The sequence below is a fragment of the Nonomuraea montanisoli genome, from assembly GCF_013363975.1.
Classification (GTDB): domain Bacteria; phylum Actinomycetota; class Actinomycetes; order Streptosporangiales; family Streptosporangiaceae; genus Nonomuraea; species Nonomuraea montanisoli.
This window is the reverse complement of the sequence record NZ_JABWGN010000001.1, coordinates 18,852-39,153: the sequence shown is the minus strand read 5'-3', so window position 1 is coordinate 39,153 and position 20,302 is coordinate 18,852. Positions and strand designations below refer to the sequence as shown.

Here is a 20,302-nt window from a genome sequence, read left to right as displayed (position 1 = left end):
TGGGTGTAGTATTACCCCCATGGAACTCGGCTTGCGGGAGACGAAGAAGCTGCAGACGCAGCGCCAGCTCTGGCACGCGGCGGTGGGGATGTTCGTGGAGCGCGGCTTCGACAACGTGTCGGTGGCCGAGATCGCCGCCGCGGTGCAGGTGTCGAAGAAGACCGTCTTCAACTACTTCCCGACCAAGGAGGACATCGTCATCGCGCCGATGGAGGCGCATGTGGACGACGCCGCCCAGGTCGTGCGCGAGCGGGCGCCGGGCGAGACGGTCGTGGCCGCGCTGCGCCGCCACTTCCTCGACCTGCTCGCCCGGCACGACGCGTCGGTCGGGCTCAACGACAAGCCGGCGGTCCTCGACGTCCAGCGGCTCATCCGGACCACGTCCTCCCTGACGATCAGGGTCTTCGCCTTCCACCAGCGCGCCCAGGAGCTGCTGGCGCGCGAGCTCGCCGTCCAGTCGGGGCACGACGACGTGACGGCCCGCGTGGCGGCGGCGCAGATCGGCTCCACGCGCAACGCCCTGATCGCCGAGAACCTGCGCCGCCTGCTCGCCGGTGAGCCGTCCGACGCCGTCTACCCTGATGCCCGGGCCGACGCCGAACGCGCCTTCGACCTGCTGGAGCACGGCCTCGGCGACTACTGCGGACGTACGGAGGGGACCGCGTGAACGCGAGCGAGAAGGCACTCATGACCGCCCACCGTCTGGCGGACTTACGCCGGTGGCGCGAGGCGGCCGAGGCCCTGCGCCCGGCGCTGGGCTCGCAGGACACCGCCTACGAGGCGTACTGCCTGCACGCCCACTGCCTGCTCAACGCCCGGTCGGTGCTGAGCCCCCTGTGGTGGTCCGAGTCGCGCGGGGCCGTGCGGGCCGCGCTCCGCCTCGACCCGCACGGCGCGTGGGCGCATCGCCTGCTGGCGCTGCTGCTCCTGGACGAAGGCCGCAAGGCCGCCGCGCTGCGGGAGGCCGAGGAGGCGGTCCGGCTGGCCCCCGGGGAGGCGCAGGAGCTGGACGTGCTGGCGCGCTGCCAGCTCGCGTGCTTCAAGGTCGAGGAGGCGCGGCGCACGGCCGGCGCGGCGGTCGAGGCCGATCCGGAGAACCCGTTGGCCTACCTCACGCTCGCCGAGGTGGCCCGTGCCAGGAATGAGTGGGCGGACGCGGAGCGCGCCTACCGCGACGGGCTCCGGCTCGACCCCGACCACGAGGGCCTCGCCCTGGGCCTCGGCGAGCTGCTGTTCATGCGGCGCCGCACCCTGGAGTCGGCGGAGGTCTATCTCGGCGCCGCCCGCGTCAGCCCGGAGAACGACGCGCTGCGCAAGGCGTTCAGCGAGATCTGGTTGCACCTGCGCATCATCAGGGACAGGTGGCAGCGCAACCCCCGCTCGACGGCGGCCCCCGCGATCGCGGACCTGGCCGAGGTGGTCGGGCCGGCCCGCTCCGAGCCGATCGACGCCGCGGTGAGGGCGCTGCTCGCCGCCACGTCGCAGTCCCGCGTCACGGTGGAGAAGCTGCTCGGACAGGCTGTCGACGTCTTCGGCTCGGTCGCCGAGCTCATGGGAGCCGACTCGTACGCGGGCCTGGATCCCCGCATCGAGTTGAAGCCGTTCGACTATCCGATGCCGCCCGTGCCCGGCCCGCCGGCCGATTCGGGCTGGGACGTGCTCGACCTGGCGGACGACCCCGTGCGCGGCGACGTCTCCCGCTTCTGGCTCGGGAGCGCGACGCTCGGCTACGAGGGTGAGCTCACGGCCGAGTACGCCGCCGAGTTCGACGCGGTGGCCGACGGCAGCGCCGGCCTGCGCGTGCGGGACGGCGACGACGCCGACTTCCACGAGCTCATGGTGGAGATCCACGAGGAGACGACCCGGCTCGCCCGCACCTATCGCGCCTGGGCCGACGCGCTGTCGGCGTTCGCGGCCGCCGTGCAGCTCGCCAAGGAGCAGTCGGCGGAATCGAGAATCTGGGCGGCGCACGCGACCCGCTGGCGCGACCACGCCACCACGGCCGAGCAGGCGCGCGAGTGGGAGGACGAACGCCAGGAGGCGATCCGCTCCGCCCACGCCGCGGCCCGGCTGCGCGACGAGGCCGAGGCCCGCTGCGTGGCGGCGCTCCGCGCAGCGCTGCCCCGGTGACACCGCGACAGCGCTGCCCGGCGTCCCTCAGCGCGCCCCTTCCGCTCCGAGGCTCGCCGACAGCAGGTCGAGCAGCGGCTCGCGCCGGACGCACCGCTCCAGCAGGAACGAGTCGGCCAGCGCCCGTAGCTCGTCGTCGCCGAGGCCCCGGAACAGCTCGGCGTACTCCGGCAGCAGCGCCTGCGCGAGCAGGATGTGCCTGATGAGGTCGTCGGTCTGGTAGCGGGCGCCCCACGGGTACGGGTCCCAGCCCGGCGCCTCCTCCTCCAGGAGCCGGTGCAGCGGCGCCAGCTCGGCGGCGGTCTCCTCCATGGTCGAGCCCCACCGGTCGACGCCGAGCCGCCGCTTCTTGGCGATGAACGGGCCGAACCGCTCCAGGTACGGCCCGCGGGCGCAGACGAGCCCCTGCAGGCCCACGTCCTTGTACGTCCACAGCGACCAGCCGGCCCCGTACGCGTCGTAGATCTCCAGCTGGTCGCGCAGGATCCGGTAGCGCTGCCCGTCGACGTCCGGGTCGCCGGTGTAGACGGGCCCGAACTCGCCCACCCACAGCGGCGTCCCCGTCTCCCGCTGGAAGCGCGAGCGCCGCTCGAAGGTGCGCTCCAGCGCGTCGCGGTCGCACCACTCGCCGCGCGTGTAGCCGGGGTACGGCCCGCCGTGGGCGAACCCGGCCAGCGCGTAGTCGTGGCAGACGAACACCGTGTTCTCGTACATCTCACGGAAGACCGTGAAGTCCGTGGCGTAGGTGTTGCCGTCGAGGAACAGCACGTGCCGCGGATCGGCGGCGCGCAGCGCCTTCACCAGCCGGTCGTAGAACGGGCCGACGACCTTGCCCGACGGGTCGCCCGGCTCGTTGACCGGGTTGTAGCCCGCCACCCACGGGTGGTCGCGGTAGTGGTCGGCGATCGCCTCCCACAGGTGCACGACCCGGTCCTGGAAGTGCCGGTGCCGCCAGAACGCGGCGATGTGCGTGGGGTTGTCGGAGTGCCAGTGCTGGTTCTGCGAGCCGGGCAGGGCGTGCAGGTCGATCACGCTGTACAGGCCGTGCGCGCCCAGCAGGTCGATCACCCGGTCCAGGTGCCGGAAGCCGTCCTCGACGATCTCGAACGGCCGGTCGTCCGACTCGAGGTGCCGGTAGTTGACCGGGATGCGCACGCAGTTCATGCCCAGCCCCGCCAGCAGCGCCGCGTCGTCCTCGGTGAAGAACGAGCTGAGCAGCCGCTCGAAGAACAGCGCCGCCCGCTCCTCGCCCAGCACCTCGCGCACGGCCAGCCGCATCGACGACTCGTCGCCGGGGTAGCCGGTGATGAAGTTCTCCATGTTGAGCCAGCCCCCGAGGCCCACCCCGCGCAGCCGCACCGGCGTGCCGTCGGAGGTCAGGAGCCGTGTTCCGGACACGTGCAGCATGGTCACCCTTTCGTCGCTCCCGCGGTCAGTCCGCCGATGAGGTGCCGCTCGGCGACGGCGTAGAAGCCCAGCGCGGGCACCATGGCCAGCACCAGGTAGGCGAGCACCCGCGCGATGTCCGAGGTGTACTGGCCCTGGAACTGCTGGACGCCCAGCGGCAGCGTCCACGCCGTCTCGTCGCTGAAGACCACCAGCGGCAGCATGAAGGTGTTCCAGCTCCCGACGACGGCGAGCACCGAGACGGTGGCCAGCGCCGGGCGGGCCATCGGCAGCAGGATCCGCCAGAAGAACCCGAACGGCGTGCAGCCGTCGATGGTGGCGGCCTCCTCGATCTCGCCCGGGACGCTGCGGAAGAAGCCGCGCAGGATGATGATCGTCAGCGGCAGCCCGAACGCGGCCTGGGTGAGGATCACCCCGAGCGGGTTGTCGAGCAGGCCGAGGGTGCGCAGCATCACGAAGATCGGCAGGATGGCCACCGCGAACGGGAACATCAGCCCCACGGTGAAGACCGTGAACAGCAGCTCCCGGCCCCGGAAGGCGAAGCGGGCGAACACGTAGGCCGCCATCGCCGACAGCAGCACCACGATCGCCGTGGTCGCCACCGCGATGAACGTGCTGTTCCAGAGCTGCCGCCAGAACGAGCCCGAGCCGAGCACCTGGGTGTAGTTCTCCGTCACCCACGGGTCGGGCAGGCCGAACGGGTTGGTGGAGAGCTGGTCGGTGCTCTTGAAACCGCCGAGCAGCGCGTACACGATCGGCACGAGGATGAACGCGCCCACGATCCAGGCGATCGCGTGCAGGGGAAGCGTGGTGCGTCTCACCGGTGGTCTCCCATCGACGTCGTCGCGCCCTCCAGGTCCCGGCGCATCACGAACCGCTGGTAGACCAGCGCGAAGACGAGGCTCAGCCCGAACATGACCACGCTGATCGCGCTGGCGTAGCCCACCTGGTGGCGGCCGAAGCCGAACTCCATCATGGTGACCGCCATGGTCTCGGAGGCGTGCGACGGGCCGCCCTCGGTGAGGATCCACACCAGGTCGAAGAGCTGGATCGTGTAGATGACGGACAGGAACACGCTGATCCTGATCGTGGGGCCGAGCAGGGGCAGCGTGACGTGCCGGAACACCCTCCACGGCGTGGCGCCGTCGATCTGCGCGGCCTCGATCAGCTCCTCCGGGATGTTCTGCCGCCCCGCCAGGTAGATCATCATGTGGAAGCCGAAGTACTTCCACGTCATGACGAGGAACACCGACGGCAGCACGGTGCCCGTGTCGGCCAGCCACTCCGACTCCAGCCCGAAGACGCCGAGGAGCTGGTTGGCCAGCCCCGCGTCCGGTGACAGGAGCAGCGAGAACAGCACCCCGGTGATGACCTCCGACAGCACGTACGGCGCGAAGAACACCAGCCGGTAGACGGCCCGGCCGCGCACCCGCTGGTGCAGCAGCATGGCGATGGCCAGCGAGAACGGCAGCTGCACGCCCAGCGACAGCAGGATGATCACGCCGAGGTGCCAGACGTCCTGCCGGAAGACCTCGGTGCCGAAGAGCCGGGTGAAGTTGTCCAGGCCGACGAAGTCCGTCGGCAGGCCGCCGAAGCCGTTCCACCTGAACACGCTGGCGTACAGCGCGACCGCGATCGGCGCGACGACCAGCAGCAGGAACAGCACCAGGGCCGGCAGCACGAACAGCGTGATGGTCATCCAGGGCCGGCGCCTGCGCCGCGGCGGCCGGGCGCGGGCCGCGAGCGCGGGCGCCTGCGGCCCTCGCGTGAGCGTCGTCATTCGCTCTTGGCCACTTCCGTGACGGCCTCGGCGACCTGCTGCGGCGTCTTGGTGCCCGCGATGAGCTGGGCGACGCTGTCGTTCACCTCCGCGCCGACCGCGGGCGGGTACGCCTGGTCGAGGTAGAGCTGGAAGCCGGTCGCCTTCGCCAGGGACTCCGCGACGACCTTGAGGTTCGCGTCCTTGACGGCGCTCTCCTCGCCCTGGAGCACGGGCAGCACGCCGCCCTTCTCGACGGCCCTGCTGTGGTTGGCCTGCTCGTCGAAGAACTTGACGAACTCCAGCGCCTCCGGCGGCGCGTCCGCGCCCACGGCCAGGCCGCCGCCACCGCCGAACGCGTCGGTGACCGCGCCCTTGCCGCCGTCGACCGCCGGGAAGGGGAAGAAGCCGAGGTCGTCGCCGAGGCCCTTGCCCGACGACTTCTGCACGGCCGGCGCCCACTGGCCCATCAGCTCCATGGCGGCCTTGCCGTTGGAGACGCTGGCGGACTGCCCGTCGGGGGTGGAGTAGCCGGCGCCGAGGAAGCCCTTCTGGAACGGCTGGAGGTCGGCCAGCGCCTTGAGCTGCTGCCCGGCGGCCACGAAGTCGGGGGTGGTGAAGTTCTTGTCGGTCGCGGCCTGCTGCAGCGCGGGCACGCCGCCGATGCGCATGGCCAGGTACGCCCAGTAGTAGTGGCCCGGCCACTTCTCCTTGCCGGCCAGCGCGATCGGGGTGGTGCCGGCCGCCTTGAGCTTCCTGACGTCGTCGAGGAGCTCGGCCCAGGTGGCGGGCGGCTGCTGGATGCCGGCCTTGGCGAAGAGCTTCTTGTTGTACCAGAAGCCGACCATGCCGATGTCGGTCGGCAGGCCGTAGGTCTTGCCGTCGAACTGGTAGGCGGCCAGCGACGCCTTGGTGAAGCCGCCGAGGATCGGGGCGACGTCGGCGGAGAGGTCCTTGACCAGGCCCGCCTCGATCTGCTGTTTGAGGACCCCGCCGCCCCACGTGGCGAACACGTCGGGGGCCTTGCCGGACTGGGTGAGGGTCGTGATCTTCGACTTGTACGCCTCGTTCTCGAGGACGGTGGCCTTGATGGTGACGTTGGGGTGCTTGGCCTCGAACTCCTTGGCCCGCTCAGCCATGATCGTCTTCATCGGCTCGGTGGTCGACAGGTGCCACAACTCCAGGGTCACCTTGGCCGGTGAGCCCGCCTGGCTCTGTTTCGGCTCGGCCGCGCCGCCTCCGCCGCCGCATCCGGCGACGAGTACGGCCGTCGCGATCAGCAGGAAACCGCGTCCTCCCATAGGGGTTCTCTCCTCAGGTCCGCAGGCCGAAAGTTTCGTAAAACCCCCCGATAATTTCGCTGACCGGAGCATAGGTAAACGGCCTGTTACGCGTCAATAGCAGCAACGGAAGCGTCGCTCGGCCGAAAGTTTCGGTACACTGTGGACCCATGTCAGCGAAGAGGCGGGTGACGATCGCCCTGATAGCCGAGGAGGCCGGGGTGTCCATCCCCACGGTCTCCAAGGTCATCAACGGCCGTCCCGAGGTCGCGCCCGCGACCCGCTCCCGCGTCGAGCGGCTGCTGCAGCAGCACGGCTACCAGCGGCGCGCCAGCACCGGCGACACCCCCGCCGGGCTCGTCGACCTCGTCTTCGCCGAGATCGAGTCACCGTGGGCCATGGAGATCGTCCGGGGCGCCGAGAGCGCCGCCCACGAGGCCGGGTCCAGCGTCGTCATCTCCGTCCTGCACACCCACGCCGGGCCCGGCCGCGACTGGATGGAGCGCCTGGCCGGCCGCCGCACCGACGGCGTCGTCATCGTCGCCTCACGCCTGTCGGCCGGGGTGCAGGACCAGCTCCGGGCCCGGTCGCTGCCGTTCGTGGTGGTCGATCCCGAGGGGGAGCCGGCGCCCGGCGTCGTCTCGGTCGGCGCCACCAACTGGAACGGCGGCCTGGCCGCCACCCGCCACCTCGTCGAGCTGGGCCACCGCCGCATCGCCATGATCAGCGGGCCCGCCGACATGCTGTGCAGCCAGGCCCGCATCGACGGCTACCGCGCCGCCCTGGAGACCGCCGGCATGCCGGTCGCGCCCGAGCTGATCCGGCGCGGCACCTTCCTCGTCGACTCCGGCCACGACAACGGCCACGCCCTGCTGTCCCTCGACGATCCGCCCACGGCCATCTTCGCGGGCAGCGATCTCCAGGCGTTCGGCGTGTTCGAGGCCGCCCGGCAGCGCGGCCTGCGGGTGCCGGAGGACCTCAGCGTGGTCGGCTTCGACGACCTGCCGCTCGCCCGCTCGGCCTGGCCGCCGCTGACCACCGTCCGCCAGCCGCTGCAGGAGATGGCCGCGCTGGCGACCCGCACGGTGCTCGCGATGGGACGGGGCGAGCTGCCGGAGACGCGGCGCGTGGAGCTGGCCACGGAGCTGATCGTCCGCGAGAGCACCGCGCCGCTGCGCCCCTGACGCGCCGGTCAGCGGTGGAAGAAGGCGCGTCTGACCTCCGTGGCCTCCACGCCGCCCACGCACCGGTAGAAGCGCGCCCCGGCCGTGAACTGCGCCGCCGACGGCGGCATCACCTCCGGCCGCCACACCCGGCGCTCGCCCTTTCCCGCGGCGTTGCGCGAGGCCAGCAGCACGCGGGACGAGCACACCCGCTTCACGGCCGGGTGCCGGGACAGGTCACGGTAGTCGTAGGTCGTGGAGTCGTCCGGGATCGGCGCCACCGCGTACGTCTCCCAGGAGTGCGTCTCCTCGCAGCCCAGCCGCCGGGCCGTGGTGTCGCCCGCGATGATGACCAGACCGCCCCAGCACTCGGCCTCCTTCACGCACGCCGCGCCGGCCGCCGCGGCCGCCGCCGGGCAGCCCTCGGTGTAGGTCTCCAGGTCGCCGAACGGGCCCTTCCCGGGGCGGCCGGTGGTCCGATCGGTTCCGGCCTGCTGGGGATCGGCGACGGCCGAGCGGGCGGGAGGGTCGCCGGTGAGGCGGTCGTACACGACCACGCCGACGCCGGTCGCGGAGACGACGGCGAGGACGGTCACGAGCGTCAGGAGCAGCCGCGAGACGCCGTGCCGGGCCGCCGCCTCGGTGTCGCCCTCATGAAGGTCGCGCCGCCGCGCACCGCGCCCGTCCGTCTCCGCGGCCGGGAGCGAGGGGAGCGAGGGCGGTTGTGGGGCGGGGTAGTCCGCGGCGGGGAGCGAGGGGCGCTCCGCGGCGGGGAACGCGGGGCGTTGCGCGGCGGGGAGCGAGGGGCCCGTACCCGCGAACGGGGCGTGCGCGGGTGAGGCGGGCCCCAGGGGCACGGCGGCGAGCTCGTCGCGCAGGGTGGCCGCGTCCGGGGTGCGCTCGCGCGGGTCGGAGGCCAGCGCCCGCCTCAGCACCGCCGTCAGCTCCGGCGGCACCCCCGGCAGGTCCGGCACCGGCAGGCGGTGCAGCGCGAGGATCACCGCCAGGTGCGGCACGCCGCTCTCCGGGAAGCGCGGCGGGCGTCCCGACATGAGCGCGTAGACGGTCGCGGCGAGGGAGTAGACGTCGGCGGCCGGCGTGGGCTCGGCCAGCTCGAACGCCTCCGGCGGGGCGTAGGCGGGCGTCAGCGACTCGCGGGTGACCGAGCTGTCCGGGCCGTGCCCCGAGGGCATCGTGGCCAGCCCGAAGTCGGACAGCGCGACCCGGCCGTACCGGTTGAGCAGGAGGTTGGCGGGCTTGACGTCACGGTGCAGCACGCCCTGCGCGTGCGCCGCCGCCAGCGCGTCGGCGATCCGGACGCCGACGTCGCGCGCGTCCGCCGCGGTGAGCAGCCGTCCCTTGAGCGACCCGCCGGGACACAGCTCCAGCACCATGTACGGCCGGGCGTCCGGCAGCAGCCCGGCGTCGTAGACGGGCACCACGTGCGGATGCCCGGACAGCGCCCCCGCGGCCGTGACCTCGCGCATGAAGCGGCGCCGGTCCCGCTCGGACAGCAGCACCCGGTTGTCGACCTTGAGCGCGACCTCGCGGCCCACCGACGTCTGCTGGGCCCGGTAGACGACGCCGAAGCCGCCCTGCCCGAGCACGCCACGGATTTCGTACCCGGGGACGGATATTTCCGACACGCGCGGAAGCGTAGCGCGTAGGGCCGGTTTCCCGATCAGGCTCCCGGGCAGCCGGTACGACATGCTGCGACATCTCGTGAACGGAGCCATCGGCGGAGCCCTCGCCACGGCGGCGATGAGCACGGTCATGGTGGCCGGCCAGCGCGCCGGTCTGATGGGGGACCAGCCGCCCAAGCGCATCGTCCGCGCGATCCTGCCCGGTCACCCGCGCAAGCCCAAGCCGGGGGAGGGCGTGCTGGCGACGGCCGCCCACTTCGCGTTCGGGATGGGGTCCGGCGCGCTGTTCGGCGTGCTGACCCGCGGCCGGGGCCGGGTGCCGCTCGGCGTCCTGTACGGCCTGGCGATCTGGTACGGCAGCTACGCCGGCTGGGTGCCCAGGCTCACGACCCTGCCGCCGGCCCACCGCGACCGGCCCGGCCGCCAGGCGGTGATGGCGGCCGGTCACGTCGTCTACGGCGTGGCCCTGGCGAACGCCGTCAACCGCCTCGACCACCGCGCGGCCGAGGCGGCCTGACCTGACTCGAGCGGGAGGCGCCCTCGCCTCCGCGTCAGGAGGCGGGCTCAGTAGGCGGTGGAGGCGGGCTCGTGCCCGTACGCGTCCTGCTGCGCCGAGTACCGGCGGACGCCTCCGGTCGCCGGGACCGTCCCGGCCAGCCCGGGATCGCCCGACAGCAGCGTCTCGGCCGCCTCCTGGGCGGTCACCCCCCTGGCCATCACCAGGGCGGCCAGCGCGCCCGCGACGTACGCCGCGGCGGCCGACGTGCCGGCCCAGCTCGCGTACCCGCCGAAGTCCACGGGCCGCTCGTACTTGCTGACGACCAGGACGCCCTGGGCGTTGCGCTCCACCAGGGACGCCCGCCGCAGGAACAACCCGTCGTGCTCCCCGGGCGCCATGAGGCTGATCCACGGCGCCGACTGCGAGTACGGCGCCCGCTCGCCCTTCTCGTCCAGGGCGCCCACGGCGATCACCCCGGGCAGCGCGGCCGGGTAGATCGTGCTGTCGCGCGTCGGGCTCGGGTAGGGCCGCGTCACGGGCAGCCCCCAGTTGCCGGCGCTGGCCACGTGCAGGCATCCGAGCCGCGACTCGGCCCGTTCCAGCACGAACGGCGCCCTGCCGTCCCAGGTGGTGCCGCCGAGCGCGGTGAGCAGGATGTGCACCTCGCCCCGGAACAGGACCATCGCCTTGGCCAGCGACCACGAGTCGACCTGGTTCTCCTCGTTCAGCGCCTGGCGGATCACGATGTCGGCCCCGGGCGCCTGCCGGGCCACGATCCCGGCCAGGTGGACGGCGTGCCCCATCGTGGCGGGCGCGTCCGGCCGCTCCTGCTCGCCGAACGCCGCCGAGTCGGCCAGGTAGTGCCCGGCGAGGGCGGGGTGGCGGTAGAAGGCGCCGTCCAGGATGCCGACCCGCACGCGGGGGCCCTGGTAGGTCGAGCGGGCCGGGATGACCACGTCGGGCTCGCCGGACAGCCGCCGCGGGTTGCCGTCGAGGCCGCCCGTGTACGGCAGGCCGTCGGCGTGCATGCGGACCTTGGCCATGCGCGGCACCCAGGAGCCGTTGCGCAGCCGGTCGCGCAGGTGGAACAGCAGCCGGTCGAGGTCGGTCGGCGGGGGCGCGCCCGGCGGCAGCCCCGCGGCGCGGGCCTCGGCGATCATCCGCTCGTCCAGGTCCCGGGCGAAGGGGAAGCGGCTGAGATCGCCCACCTGGACCCTGGTCAGGCCGAGCACGAGATCCCGGTCGGGCGGCGCGGCCAGGAAGCCCTCCAGCGCGGCCAGGACCGGCCCCTCGTCCCGGGTCTCGGCCACGAGCTGGTCGTCGAGGTAGCGGTCGGTCCTCGTGGCGCCCTCGGCGTACGGCATGGCGTTCCTCCTTCGGTACGGCTCGTATGGAGAGAGGGCGCGAGTCGTCCCCTGATACACCGTTCCGTCAGAGGGTGATCCAGCTCGTCGACACCCTGACCCCGTCGCCGGTGCGGCACTGCAGGTGGAACGGGTGGTCCGGGATGGGCCTGATCGTGAAACCGCCCACCTCGTCGCTGCGCACCGTGGCCGTGACCCCCGACAGGACGCGCACGTTGATGTCGGTCGCCTGGCCCGGCACGATCTGCCCGACGAGGGCGTCGCCGGCCACCTCCAGCTCGATCGTCAGCGACTGGCAGACGAACGTGAGCGCCCGCAGCGGCGCCGACTCCGACCGGGTGAGCGCGGCCGTCCGCTCACCGTCCGTCTCGGAGTCGTAGGCCAGCCGGGCCAGCTCGTCGTCGATGGAGCGCCAGGTGAACGCCGCCTGCGCCGACGCGACGACCTCCCGCGGCACCTCCTCGACCGCCCGCATCGCGACGGCCAGCTCCGCCAGGATCTCCTCGTCGCTCCAGGACCGCCCGGTCCGGCCGGGGTCGTCGCCCCGCCGGCTCTCGGGGGCGTCGCCCCACCGCCGCTCAGACATGACCGCCGCCTTCCGGGCCGAGGTGATCGTGCAGGTACGGGCTCTGGCGCAGCCTGTCCAGGCACCGGGCGCGTCTCGGCCCGATCCCGCCGACCGGCGTGCCGAGCCGCCGGCCGATCTCCGCGTACGGCAGGGGTGGGTCGCGCATGAGCAGCGTGAGCAGCTCCCTGCACATGGCGGGCAACTGGGCGAAGGCGGCCCGTAAGGCCGCGTGGCGCTCCGCCCGCTCCAGCTCCTGCTCGATCATCGCCGTGGCCTCGTCGTCGTCCGCGAGGTCGTCGTTCATCGGCTGCTCGGTGACCTCGCGTCTGCGTACTGCCCGCAGGAGGCGGACGCATTCGCGCTGCGTGGTGACGGCCAGCCATCCCGGCAGGGCGGCGGGGACGCGCAGGACGGCCAGGTGTTCGACCAGGCGCAGGCAGACGGTCTGCGCGACGTCGTCGGCGTCGGGCCGCGACAGGCGGTAGCGGCGGCAGATCGACCAGACGAGCGGGAGGTAGCGCTCCACCAGCTCGTTCCACGCGCCCTGGTCGCCCTTGCGGGCACGGGTGACCAGGGCGATGACGATCGGGTCATCGCGCATGGGGCGCCTCCCCTCCGGAGGGACCACCGAGGCGAAGCGCGGCGTCTCCCTGAGCTCGTATTGTCGGGACTCCGTCGCCGTACGGCAACAGCCTCTCGTTCACGTGGAGGGCGCTGTCGCCCGGCTGATACATCACAGGCGGACGATGTTCCGCCAGACTCCTGAAGGGTGACGCCGACCCCCACCGGCAGCGCCGAGACGCCCGCCCGCACGCTCGTCTCCACCGCCCGCCCGCCCGTCCCCGCCGGCCGGGCCGAGACGCTGCTGCGGCTGGCCGAGGCCGACCCCGGGCGGCTGCGTCCCGTCGCGGCCAGGGTCGCCAGGGCGGCCCGCGCCGAGGGGGACGCCGCCCTGGAGTCCGCCGCCGAGCGCGCGCTGGGCGTGGCCGCCGTCCACCTGCTCGACCTGACCACCGCCGCGCGCCACTTCCGGGCCGCGATCCGGCTCGGCGAGCGGGCCGGTCTGCCCGAGCAGGCCGCGGAGGCGCGCATCCGGCTGGCGTTCGTCACCAGCCTGCGCGGCCGGCCGCAGGTCGCGCTCGACGAGCTCGACGAGCTGCTGCCCGTGCTGCACGGCGTCCTGCGGGCCCGCGCCGAGGCGCAGCGGGCGGCCGTGTTCAACCATCTCGGCCGGGCCGAGGACGCCATGGCGGGCTATCGCGCCGCCGTCCCGGTGCTGCGCCGCGCCGGCGACCACCTGTGGCTCCAGCGTGTGCTGTCGAACCGGGCCGTCATGCACGGCTACCGGCAGGAGCTCACCGCCGCCGAGTCGGACCTGCGCGAGGCGGAGGACCTGTGCACCGCGCTGGACCTCGACCTGTCGCTGGCCATCGTCCGGCTGAACCTCGGCTGGGTGAGCGCCCTGCGGGGCGACGTGCCCGCCGCGCTCGCCTGCTTCGACCGCGCCGAGGAGCGCTTCCGCGCGCTGGGCACCCACCAGCTCGGCTGGCTGCTGGCGGATCGGGGGGAGCTGCTGCTGTCGGTGGGCCTGGTGTCGGAGGCGCGGCTGGCGGCACGGGAGGCGGTGGACCGGCTCCAGCGGACGCGCCGGACGATCGGCCTGCCGGAGGTGCGGCTGCTGCTGGCCCGTACGGCGGGGCTGGACGGGGACGACGGCGAGGCCGTGCGGGAGGCCAGGCGCGCCGTCACCGAGTTCACCCGGCAGGGCCGGCCGGAGTGGGCGGCGCTGGCCAGGTTCGCGGTGCTGCGCTCGCTCGCGGCGTACCCGGCGACGGGCGCCGACCGGCCCCGTGGCGGCGCGCACCCGGCGGCCATCGAGCGGGGCCCGGCGGCTTCCGGGAGGTTGGAGCGGGCGCCGGCTCCGGGGAGGTTGGAGCGGGCGGCGGTGGAGCTGGACGCGGCGGGCTGGCCGGGCGCGGCCGTGGAGGCCCGGGTGCTCGCCGCCCGGCTGGCGCTGGAGCGCGGCCGGGTCGCCCAGGCGCGGCGGCAGCTCGAACAGGCAGCCCGGCCGCGCTTCGGCGGCCCCGCCCTGACCCGGGCCCGCGCCTGGCACGCCACCGCGCTGCTGCGCCTCACCCGCGGCAACGAGCGGGGCGCGGCCACCGCCGCCCGGGCCGGGCTGCGCGTGCTGGACGAGCACCGGGCCACGCTGGGCGCGACCGACCTGCGCGCCTACAGCGGCCAGTACCGGCTCGACCTGGCCGCGCTCGGCCTCGGCGTGGCGCTGCGCGGCGGCCGGGCCGAGGCGGTGCTGGCCTGGGCGGAGGAGGGGCGGGCCAGTCACCTGCTGATGCCGCCGGTCCATCCGCCCGACGATCCCGGCCTGGCCAGGGCGCTCACCGAGCTGCGGTCCGTCATGGGGGAGATCAACGAGCTGCGCCGGGCCGGGCGGCCCACCGGCCGGCTCGACCAGCGCCGCCTGGCGCTGGAACGCGAGATCCGCGACCACCACCGCCGCCTGCCCGCCGGGGGCCCGGCGTCGCCCGGGGCCCGGCAGGCGGGCGCGGCCATGCTGTCGGGGGCGCTCGGTGACGCGGCCCTGGTCGAGTTCGTGCTGCTGGAGGGGGAGCTGCACGCGGTCACCATCGCGGGCGGCCGGCTGTCGCTGCACCACCTCGGGCCCGTCGCGCCGGTCAGGGACCTGGTCGACCGGGTGCCGTTCGCGCTGCGCCGCCTGGCCCGCCGCACGTCCGCCGCCAACCGCGACGCGGCGGCGGAGCTGCTCCGGCACGCGGCGGGCCGCCTCGACGCCGCGCTGCTGCGCCCGCTCGCGGCCGCTGTCGGCGACCGGCCGCTCGTCGTGATCCCCACGGGGCCGCTCCAGGCGCTGCCCTGGTCGATCCTGCCGTCCTGCGCCGGCCGGCCGACGACCGTCTCGCCGTCGGCGACGCTCTGGTACGCCGCCGCCTGCGCCCCTCCTCCCCGCGACGGCGAGGCGGGCGGGCACGTGCTGGTCGTGGCGGGGCCCGGGCTGCCGGGGGCGCTGGGGGAGGCCGAGGCGGTGGCGCGCCTCCACGGCGTGGACGCGCTCACGGGGGTCGGCGCCGGGGCGGACGCCGTGCTCGCGGGGCTCGACGGGGCGCGGCTCGCGCACCTGGCGGCGCACGGCCGGTTGCACGCGGCCCATCCGCTGTTCTCCTCGCTGCACCTGTCGGACGGCCCGCTCACCCTCTACGACCTCGAACGGCTGCGCCGCGCCCCGCGCGTGGTGGTGCTGGCGGCGTGCGAGAGCGGCCGGTCCATCGTCCGCGCCGGTGACGAGCTGCTGGGGCTGAGCGCCACGTTCCTCGCCCACGGCGCCCGTACGGTCATCGCCTCGGTGGTCCCCGTGCCGGACGCCGAGACGGCCTCGCCCATGGTGGCCCTGCACCGCCTGCTGGCCGCCGGGCACTCCGCCGCCACGGCGCTGGCCGAGGCGCAGCGGGAGGTCTCGGGCGACCTGCCGGGGGCCTCGGCGGGCTTCGTCTGCATCGGCGCGGACGCCCGGATGGACCCGCCGGGCGCATGAGCGGACCTTCCCGGTGGCGAGGGGGGTAGGGTCGGCGCACGTGAGCACCGAGCTGGAGGACCTGGCCGCGCGGCTGCGCGCGTTCGCCCGGGCCCGCGACTGGGAGCAGTTCCACACTCCGAAGAACCTCGCGATGGCGCTGGCCGGCGAGGCGGGCGAGCTGGTGGCCGAGTTCCAGTGGCTCACGCCGGACGAGTCGGCGAGCCTCGACCCCGCCACGCTCGACCGGGTCCGCGGGGAGCTCGGCGACGTGACGGCCTACCTGGTGCGGCTGGCCGACGTCCTCGGGATCGACCTGGTGGAGGCGGCCCGGGCCAAGCTGGACGAGAACGAGCGCCGCTACGATGCCGGGCTCTACCGCGGCTCGGCCAGGAAGGCGCCCAAGCCGCCGCCCGACCCCGGACACTGACCGACGCGGGCGACGGCCGCCGTGGTGTTCAGCTGGGTGATCTCCATGTCTGCACAGTGGTGGAAGGGGCGTCCGGCGCGCTTCTCGCCGGCTTACGGTCGCGCATAAGGTGACGGGCATGCGATTCGGCGTGCTCGGCCCGCTGGCCGTCTGGACCGACGCCGGGGAGAGCGTGGCGATCCCCGGCCTGAAGGTGCGTGCGCTCCTCGCCGACCTCCTCGTCAGCGAGGGGCACGTCGTGTCCGCCGACCGGCTGGTGGACGACCTGTGGAGCGGCGAGCCGCCGGGCAACCCGGCCGGCGCGCTCCAGGTGCGCGTGTCCCAGCTGCGCAGGGCGCTGGAGGACGCCGAGCCCGGAGGCAAGAACCTCGTCGTCTCCCGCGCTCCCGGCTACCTTCTCCAGGCCGGGCCCGGGACCGTGGACGCCGCCCGCTTCACCGACCTGGTGGCGCGCGCCGAGACGGCCGACGGCCCGCGCGCCACGGCCGCGCTGCTGGCGGAGGCGCTGGGGCTGTGGCGGGGGGCCGCGTTCGCCGACTTCGCCGACGAGGACTTCACCAGGGCGGCGATCGTCCGCCTGGAGGAGCAGCGCCTGGCCGCGCTGGAGCGGCACGCCGAGGCGCGCCTGGAGCTGGGCGAGCACGGGCTGCTCGCGGGCGAGCTGGGCGACCTCGTCGCCCGCCACCCGCTGCGGGAGCGGCTGCGCGCCGTCCACATGCGCGCCCTGTACCGGGCCGGACGGCAGAGCGAGGCGCTGGCCAGCTACACCGAGCTGCGCGAGCGGCTGGCCGAGGAGCTCGGCCTCGACCCCGGCCGCGAGCTGGCCGAGCTGTACCAGGCGATCCTCGGCCAGGACCCCGCGCTCAGCGCCGCGGCCGAGCTGCCGCCCACCAACCTGCCCGCCCCCGTCAGCCGGCTGATCGGCCGTGACGACGCGGTCGCCGAGGTCGCCGCGCTGCTGGAGGACGAGCGGCTGGTCACGCTGACCGGCAGCGGCGGCGTCGGCAAGACCCGGCTCGCGCTGGAGGTCGCCCACCGGCTGTCCGGCGCGTACGCCGACGGCGCCTGGCTGGTCGAGCTGGCCGCGCTCGACCACGCCACGGGCTCGCCCGCCGAGGCCGTCATGGAGGCGCTCGGCATCCGCGAGGGCACCGAGGGCGCGGCGCCCGCGGCGCGGCTCAGCGAGGCGTTGCGCGCCCGCGAGCTGCTGCTCGTGCTGGACAACTGCGAGCACGTGGTCGAACGGGTCGCCGAGCTGGCCGAGGCGCTGCTGCGGGCCGTACCGGGGATGCGGGTGCTGGCCACGAGCCGCGAGCCGCTGGCCCTGCCCGGCGAGACGCTGTGGAGCGTGCCGCCGCTCGGCGTGCCCGACCTCACCGCCTTCGACGCCGTCCTCGGCGCCTCTCCCGCCGTCGCGCTGGCCGCCGCGGAGGGGTCCGACGCCGTGCGCCTGTTCGTGGCCCGTGCCGCCGCCTCCACGCGCGGCTTCGCGCTCGACGCGGACAACGCCGAGGCGGTCGTACGGCTCTGCCGCCGGCTCGACGGCATCCCGCTCGCGCTGGAGCTGGCCGCCACCCGCGTGCGGGCGCTCGGCGTGCGGGGCGTGGTGGCGCGGCTGGACGACCGGTTCCGGCTGCTCGCCGCCGGTCACCGCGGCGCGCCGGCCCGCCAGCAGACGCTGACCGCGGTCATCGACTGGAGCTGGAACCTGCTGACGCCGCCCGAGCGGGTGGTGCTGCGCCGCCTGGCCGTCCACGCCGACGGGTGCACGCTGGAGGCGGCCCAGAAGGTCTGCGCCGGCGACCATCTAGACGAGCTGGCGGAGCTCGACGTCATCGACGTGCTCGCCCGGCTGGTGGACCGGTCGCTGGTGGTGGTCGTCGAGGGCGCGGCGGGCGTGCGGTACCGGCTGCTGGAGTCGGTGTCCGAGTACTGCCTGGACCGCCTGGCCGAGGCCGGGGAGCTGGAGGACGTGCGGCGCGCCCACGCCCGCCACCACCTGGCCCTCGCCGAGCAGGCGGAGCCCGCCCTGTACGGGCACGACCAGCGCGCGTGGCTGCAACGGCTCGACGCCGAGGCGGCGAACCTGCGCGCGGCCCTGGAGACGGCGGCCCGCGGCCACGACGCGGACACCGCGATCCGCCTGGTCAACGCGCTGAGCTGGTACTGGTACCTGCGTGGCAGGCCCGGCGAGGCCAGGCGCTCGCTGGAGACGGCCCTCGCCCTCCACGGCGAGGCGCCCGGCCGGGCGCGGGCGGCGGCCTGGCGGGCCGGGTTCACGATGATCCTCGGCGACGAGGCCACCTGGGACACCGCCGCCGTCGCCGACCCTCGCGAGAGGGCCAGGGCCGAGCTCTTCCTCGGCATGGCGACCTCCGACCTGCCGACGGCGCAGGAGCTGGTGGGCGGAGCGTTGACCACGTTCCGCGCGATCGGCGACGAATGGGGCGTCGCCGCGGCCCTCAGCAAGCGGGCCCGCGACGCCTTCACCGCCCGCGACGTGGTCGCCCTCGAACGCGACAGCGAGGAGAGCGTCCGCCTCTTCGACAAGCTCGGCGACCGGTGGGGGCTGCTCCAGGCCACGGAGTGGCTGGCCGGCCTCGCCGCGATGAAGGGCGACGCCGATGCGGCCAGTCGGCTGTTCGAGGACGGGCTGCGGGTGGCCGAGGAGCTCGGGATGGGCAACGAGGCCGCCCGCCGTACGGCGTGGCTGGGCTGGAACGCGCTGCAGAGCGGCGACTACGAGCAGGCGATGGAGCTGTGCGGCCGGGCGCTGCGGCTGTCGGTCGAGCAGGGCTTCCGCGAGGGCACGGTCATGGCCGAGATGGGCCTCGCCTTCGCCGCGCGCCGGGCCGGGCGGCTCGACGTGGCCGAGCGGCACCTGCTGCACCTGCTCGAAGGCGTGCCGCGCCACCCCGACGCCGAGCCCGCGCTGCACCTGCCCAGCACCCTCGTCGAACTGGGATACCTGCGCGAACGGCTCGGCGACGCGGAGCAGGCCCGCGCGCTGCACCAGGAGGCGCTGACCGCGGCGCAGCGGGTCGGCGACCCGGCCACCGTCGCGTCCGCCGTGGACGGGGTCGCCTCCGCGCTGGCCGCCCTCGGCTCGCCCGAGCGGGCCGCGCGGCTGCTCGGGCTGGCCGCCGCCGCCCGCGAGGCCAGCCAGATGCCGGCGGGGCCGTCGCAGGCGGAGGAGATCGGGCGCGTCGTCGAGCGGGTGCGCGCGGCGCTGGGCGAGGAGGCGTTCGACGCGCTGTACGAGGAGGGCGGCCGGCTCAAACCGGCCGACGCGCTCGGACTGTGAGGGGCGGGCCTTTGAGGGGCGGGCCTTCGAGGGGCGGGCCTTCGAGGGGCGGGCCTTCGAGCGGCGGGCCTCCGAGCGGCGGGCCTTTGGGCGGCCGGCCTGAGGCGGGTCGTCATGCCTGGGCCACGTGCTCGGCCAGCCGGTCGAAGAACTCGGTCCAGCCCGCCTTGGCCTGCCGGGCATGCTCCTCGTCGGTGTTGACCCCGAACTGGTGGAAGCGCATCGCGGTCCTGCCGTCCGTCTCGGTCAGCTCCAGCGTGACCACCGAGGCGGGGCCGTCGCCCGGGTTGTCCGGGTCGCCGGTGGTGAAGACCAGCCGGCCGGGGCCGTCCACCTCGCGGTAGGTGCCGCCGAGCGGGGCCTCGAAGCCGCCCTCGCCGACCAGGACCACCTGCCACGCGCCGCCCGGCCGGACGTCGGCGACGATCCGCTCGGCCGGGGCGGTGAAGGAACGGGGGCCGAACCAGCGGGACAGGCGCCGCGGCTCGGTCCAGGCGGCGTAGACCTCCTCGCGGGGGGCGTCGAGGACCCGGGTGATCTCGAACTGCGCGGTCTGCGTCATCGTCGTGCCTTTCGTTCGCGGGTTCGTCCGTCTGACGTGTCCCACGATGCCGGGGCCGCCTTACGATCCTCTTCCGGCGTCCTTAAGGCCGTCCGTCAGGTCGCCTCCACCATGGGGTCGGCGGCCAGGTAGCCGGTGAGGTCGGGGTCGTGCGGCCGGGCCAGCACGTGCTCGACCCAGGCCCGCCGTTCGCAGTCGATGGCCACCAACTGCCAGACGCAGCCGATCGGCGCGTCGAGCGGCATCCGGCGCAGGTCGGTCGAGCCCCGCTCGGCCCGCCACATCCGCTGGAACAGGATGTCGGAGCGCCACCAGCAGACGCTCGCCCACAGCGCGTCGGTGCCGCGGTCCACGATGACGAACGCCACCCCGCCCCCTTCGGGCAGGTCCTGCTCGGCCGCCTGCAGCGCGGCCTCCACCTCGAAGTCGTCGGGCAGCTCCTCTTCCGCGGTGATGCCGATGACCTTCACGCTCCACCCGGCCGTCATCGTCACGCCTAAGGACCGGGTCCGGCGGGGCCGGTAGGGGGATCTCAGTGGCTCCAGAGGGGTCATGGATCAGAAGGTAGTCCCGTACGGGGAGCGATCAGAAGCCCGTTCGGCACTTACGTCGAGGGGACGCGCCGCGTGATCGAGACTGTGGACGG

17 protein-coding genes are annotated in these 20,302 nt (G+C 74.5%); 7 read left to right on the top strand and 10 right to left on the bottom strand.

The annotated features are described in order from the left end of the window. Positions 1-19: 19 nt before the first annotated feature. Positions 20-667, top strand: coding sequence for a TetR/AcrR family transcriptional regulator (locus HTZ77_RS00155; protein ID WP_175587355.1), 648 nt, complete (start codon positions 20-22; stop codon positions 665-667). Between the two features lie 20 nt (positions 668-687). Next, positions 688-2,130, top strand: coding sequence for a tetratricopeptide repeat protein (locus HTZ77_RS00150; protein ID WP_175587354.1), 1,443 nt, complete (start codon positions 688-690; stop codon positions 2,128-2,130). Between the two features lie 27 nt (positions 2,131-2,157). Here the strand turns inward: HTZ77_RS00150 and HTZ77_RS00145 are convergent, their stop codons facing one another. The 4 genes from HTZ77_RS00145 to HTZ77_RS00130 are packed head-to-tail and all read right to left on the bottom strand — an operon-like array spanning position 2,158 to position 6,597. Then, positions 2,158-3,537 carry a glycoside hydrolase family 5 protein gene (locus tag HTZ77_RS00145; protein ID WP_175587911.1) on the bottom strand — a complete coding sequence of 460 codons (1,380 nt, stop codon included), beginning with the start codon at positions 3,535-3,537 and terminating at the stop codon, positions 2,158-2,160. 2 nt (positions 3,538-3,539) lie between these two features. Beyond that, positions 3,540-4,358 (bottom strand): carbohydrate ABC transporter permease, encoded by an 819-nt coding sequence (locus HTZ77_RS00140; protein ID WP_175587353.1) that lies wholly within the window; start codon positions 4,356-4,358, stop codon positions 3,540-3,542. Further along, on the bottom strand, positions 4,355-5,317 hold the full coding sequence (locus HTZ77_RS00135) for a carbohydrate ABC transporter permease (protein ID WP_175587352.1): 963 nt from the start codon (positions 5,315-5,317) through the stop codon (positions 4,355-4,357). The genes HTZ77_RS00140 and HTZ77_RS00135 overlap by 4 nt, the downstream gene beginning before the upstream one ends. After that, positions 5,314-6,597, bottom strand: coding sequence for an extracellular solute-binding protein (locus HTZ77_RS00130; protein ID WP_175587351.1), 1,284 nt, complete (start codon positions 6,595-6,597; stop codon positions 5,314-5,316). Before HTZ77_RS00130 ends, HTZ77_RS00135 begins: the two co-directional genes overlap by 4 nt. Before the next feature lie 149 nt (positions 6,598-6,746). On the opposite strand from HTZ77_RS00130, the gene HTZ77_RS00125 reads away from it, so the two are divergent. Continuing rightward, entirely contained in the window at positions 6,747-7,760 is a 1,014-nt protein-coding gene (locus tag HTZ77_RS00125) for a LacI family DNA-binding transcriptional regulator (RefSeq protein ID WP_175587350.1), read from the top strand. A gap of 8 nt (positions 7,761-7,768) precedes the next feature. Here HTZ77_RS00125 and HTZ77_RS00120 read toward each other — a convergent pair whose 3' ends face one another. After that, on the bottom strand, positions 7,769-9,385 hold the full coding sequence (locus HTZ77_RS00120; RefSeq protein ID WP_205301936.1) for a serine/threonine-protein kinase: 1,617 nt from the start codon (positions 9,383-9,385) through the stop codon (positions 7,769-7,771). Between the two features lie 76 nt (positions 9,386-9,461). Between HTZ77_RS00120 and HTZ77_RS00115 the strand changes: the two genes are divergently transcribed. Beyond that, a complete protein-coding gene (locus HTZ77_RS00115) occupies positions 9,462-9,899 on the top strand; it encodes a DUF6789 family protein (RefSeq protein WP_328808339.1) in 438 nt (145 codons plus the stop codon). Positions 9,900-9,946: 47 nt separating this feature from the next. Here the strand turns inward: HTZ77_RS00115 and HTZ77_RS00110 are convergent, their stop codons facing one another. From HTZ77_RS00110 to HTZ77_RS00100, 3 genes are all read right to left on the bottom strand, one after another. After that, the gene (locus tag HTZ77_RS00110; RefSeq protein WP_175587347.1) at positions 9,947-11,245 is read right to left on the bottom strand and encodes a S8 family peptidase; all 1,299 of its coding nucleotides are present in this window, start codon (positions 11,243-11,245) and stop codon (positions 9,947-9,949) included. 67 nt (positions 11,246-11,312) lie between these two features. Next, positions 11,313-11,831 carry a hypothetical protein gene (locus HTZ77_RS00105; protein ID WP_175587346.1) on the bottom strand — a complete coding sequence of 173 codons (519 nt, stop codon included), beginning with the start codon at positions 11,829-11,831 and terminating at the stop codon, positions 11,313-11,315. Further along, complete coding sequence (locus HTZ77_RS00100) at positions 11,824-12,414, bottom strand: RNA polymerase sigma factor (protein WP_175587345.1); 591 nt, start codon at positions 12,412-12,414, stop codon at positions 11,824-11,826. The genes HTZ77_RS00105 and HTZ77_RS00100 overlap by 8 nt, the downstream gene beginning before the upstream one ends. A 168-nt stretch (positions 12,415-12,582) precedes the next feature. On the opposite strand from HTZ77_RS00100, the gene HTZ77_RS47965 reads away from it, so the two are divergent. The 3 genes from HTZ77_RS47965 (at position 12,583) to HTZ77_RS00085 (ending at position 19,094) form a co-directional block, all read left to right on the top strand. Beyond that, positions 12,583-15,381, top strand: coding sequence for a CHAT domain-containing protein (locus tag HTZ77_RS47965; protein WP_175587344.1), 2,799 nt, complete (start codon positions 12,583-12,585; stop codon positions 15,379-15,381). Positions 15,382-15,421: 40 nt separating this feature from the next. Next, positions 15,422-15,790 carry a nucleotide pyrophosphohydrolase gene (locus tag HTZ77_RS00090; protein ID WP_175587343.1) on the top strand — a complete coding sequence of 123 codons (369 nt, stop codon included), beginning with the start codon at positions 15,422-15,424 and terminating at the stop codon, positions 15,788-15,790. 118 nt (positions 15,791-15,908) lie between these two features. After that, on the top strand, positions 15,909-19,094 hold the full coding sequence (locus HTZ77_RS00085) for a BTAD domain-containing putative transcriptional regulator (protein ID WP_175587342.1): 3,186 nt from the start codon (positions 15,909-15,911) through the stop codon (positions 19,092-19,094). Between the two features lie 112 nt (positions 19,095-19,206). Here HTZ77_RS00085 and HTZ77_RS00080 read toward each other — a convergent pair whose 3' ends face one another. After that, a complete protein-coding gene (locus tag HTZ77_RS00080) occupies positions 19,207-19,656 on the bottom strand; it encodes an SRPBCC family protein (protein ID WP_175587341.1) in 450 nt (149 codons plus the stop codon). 95 nt (positions 19,657-19,751) lie between these two features. Beyond that, the gene (locus HTZ77_RS00075) at positions 19,752-20,210 is read right to left on the bottom strand and encodes a hypothetical protein (RefSeq protein WP_175587340.1); all 459 of its coding nucleotides are present in this window, start codon (positions 20,208-20,210) and stop codon (positions 19,752-19,754) included. Positions 20,211-20,302 lie beyond the last annotated feature (92 nt).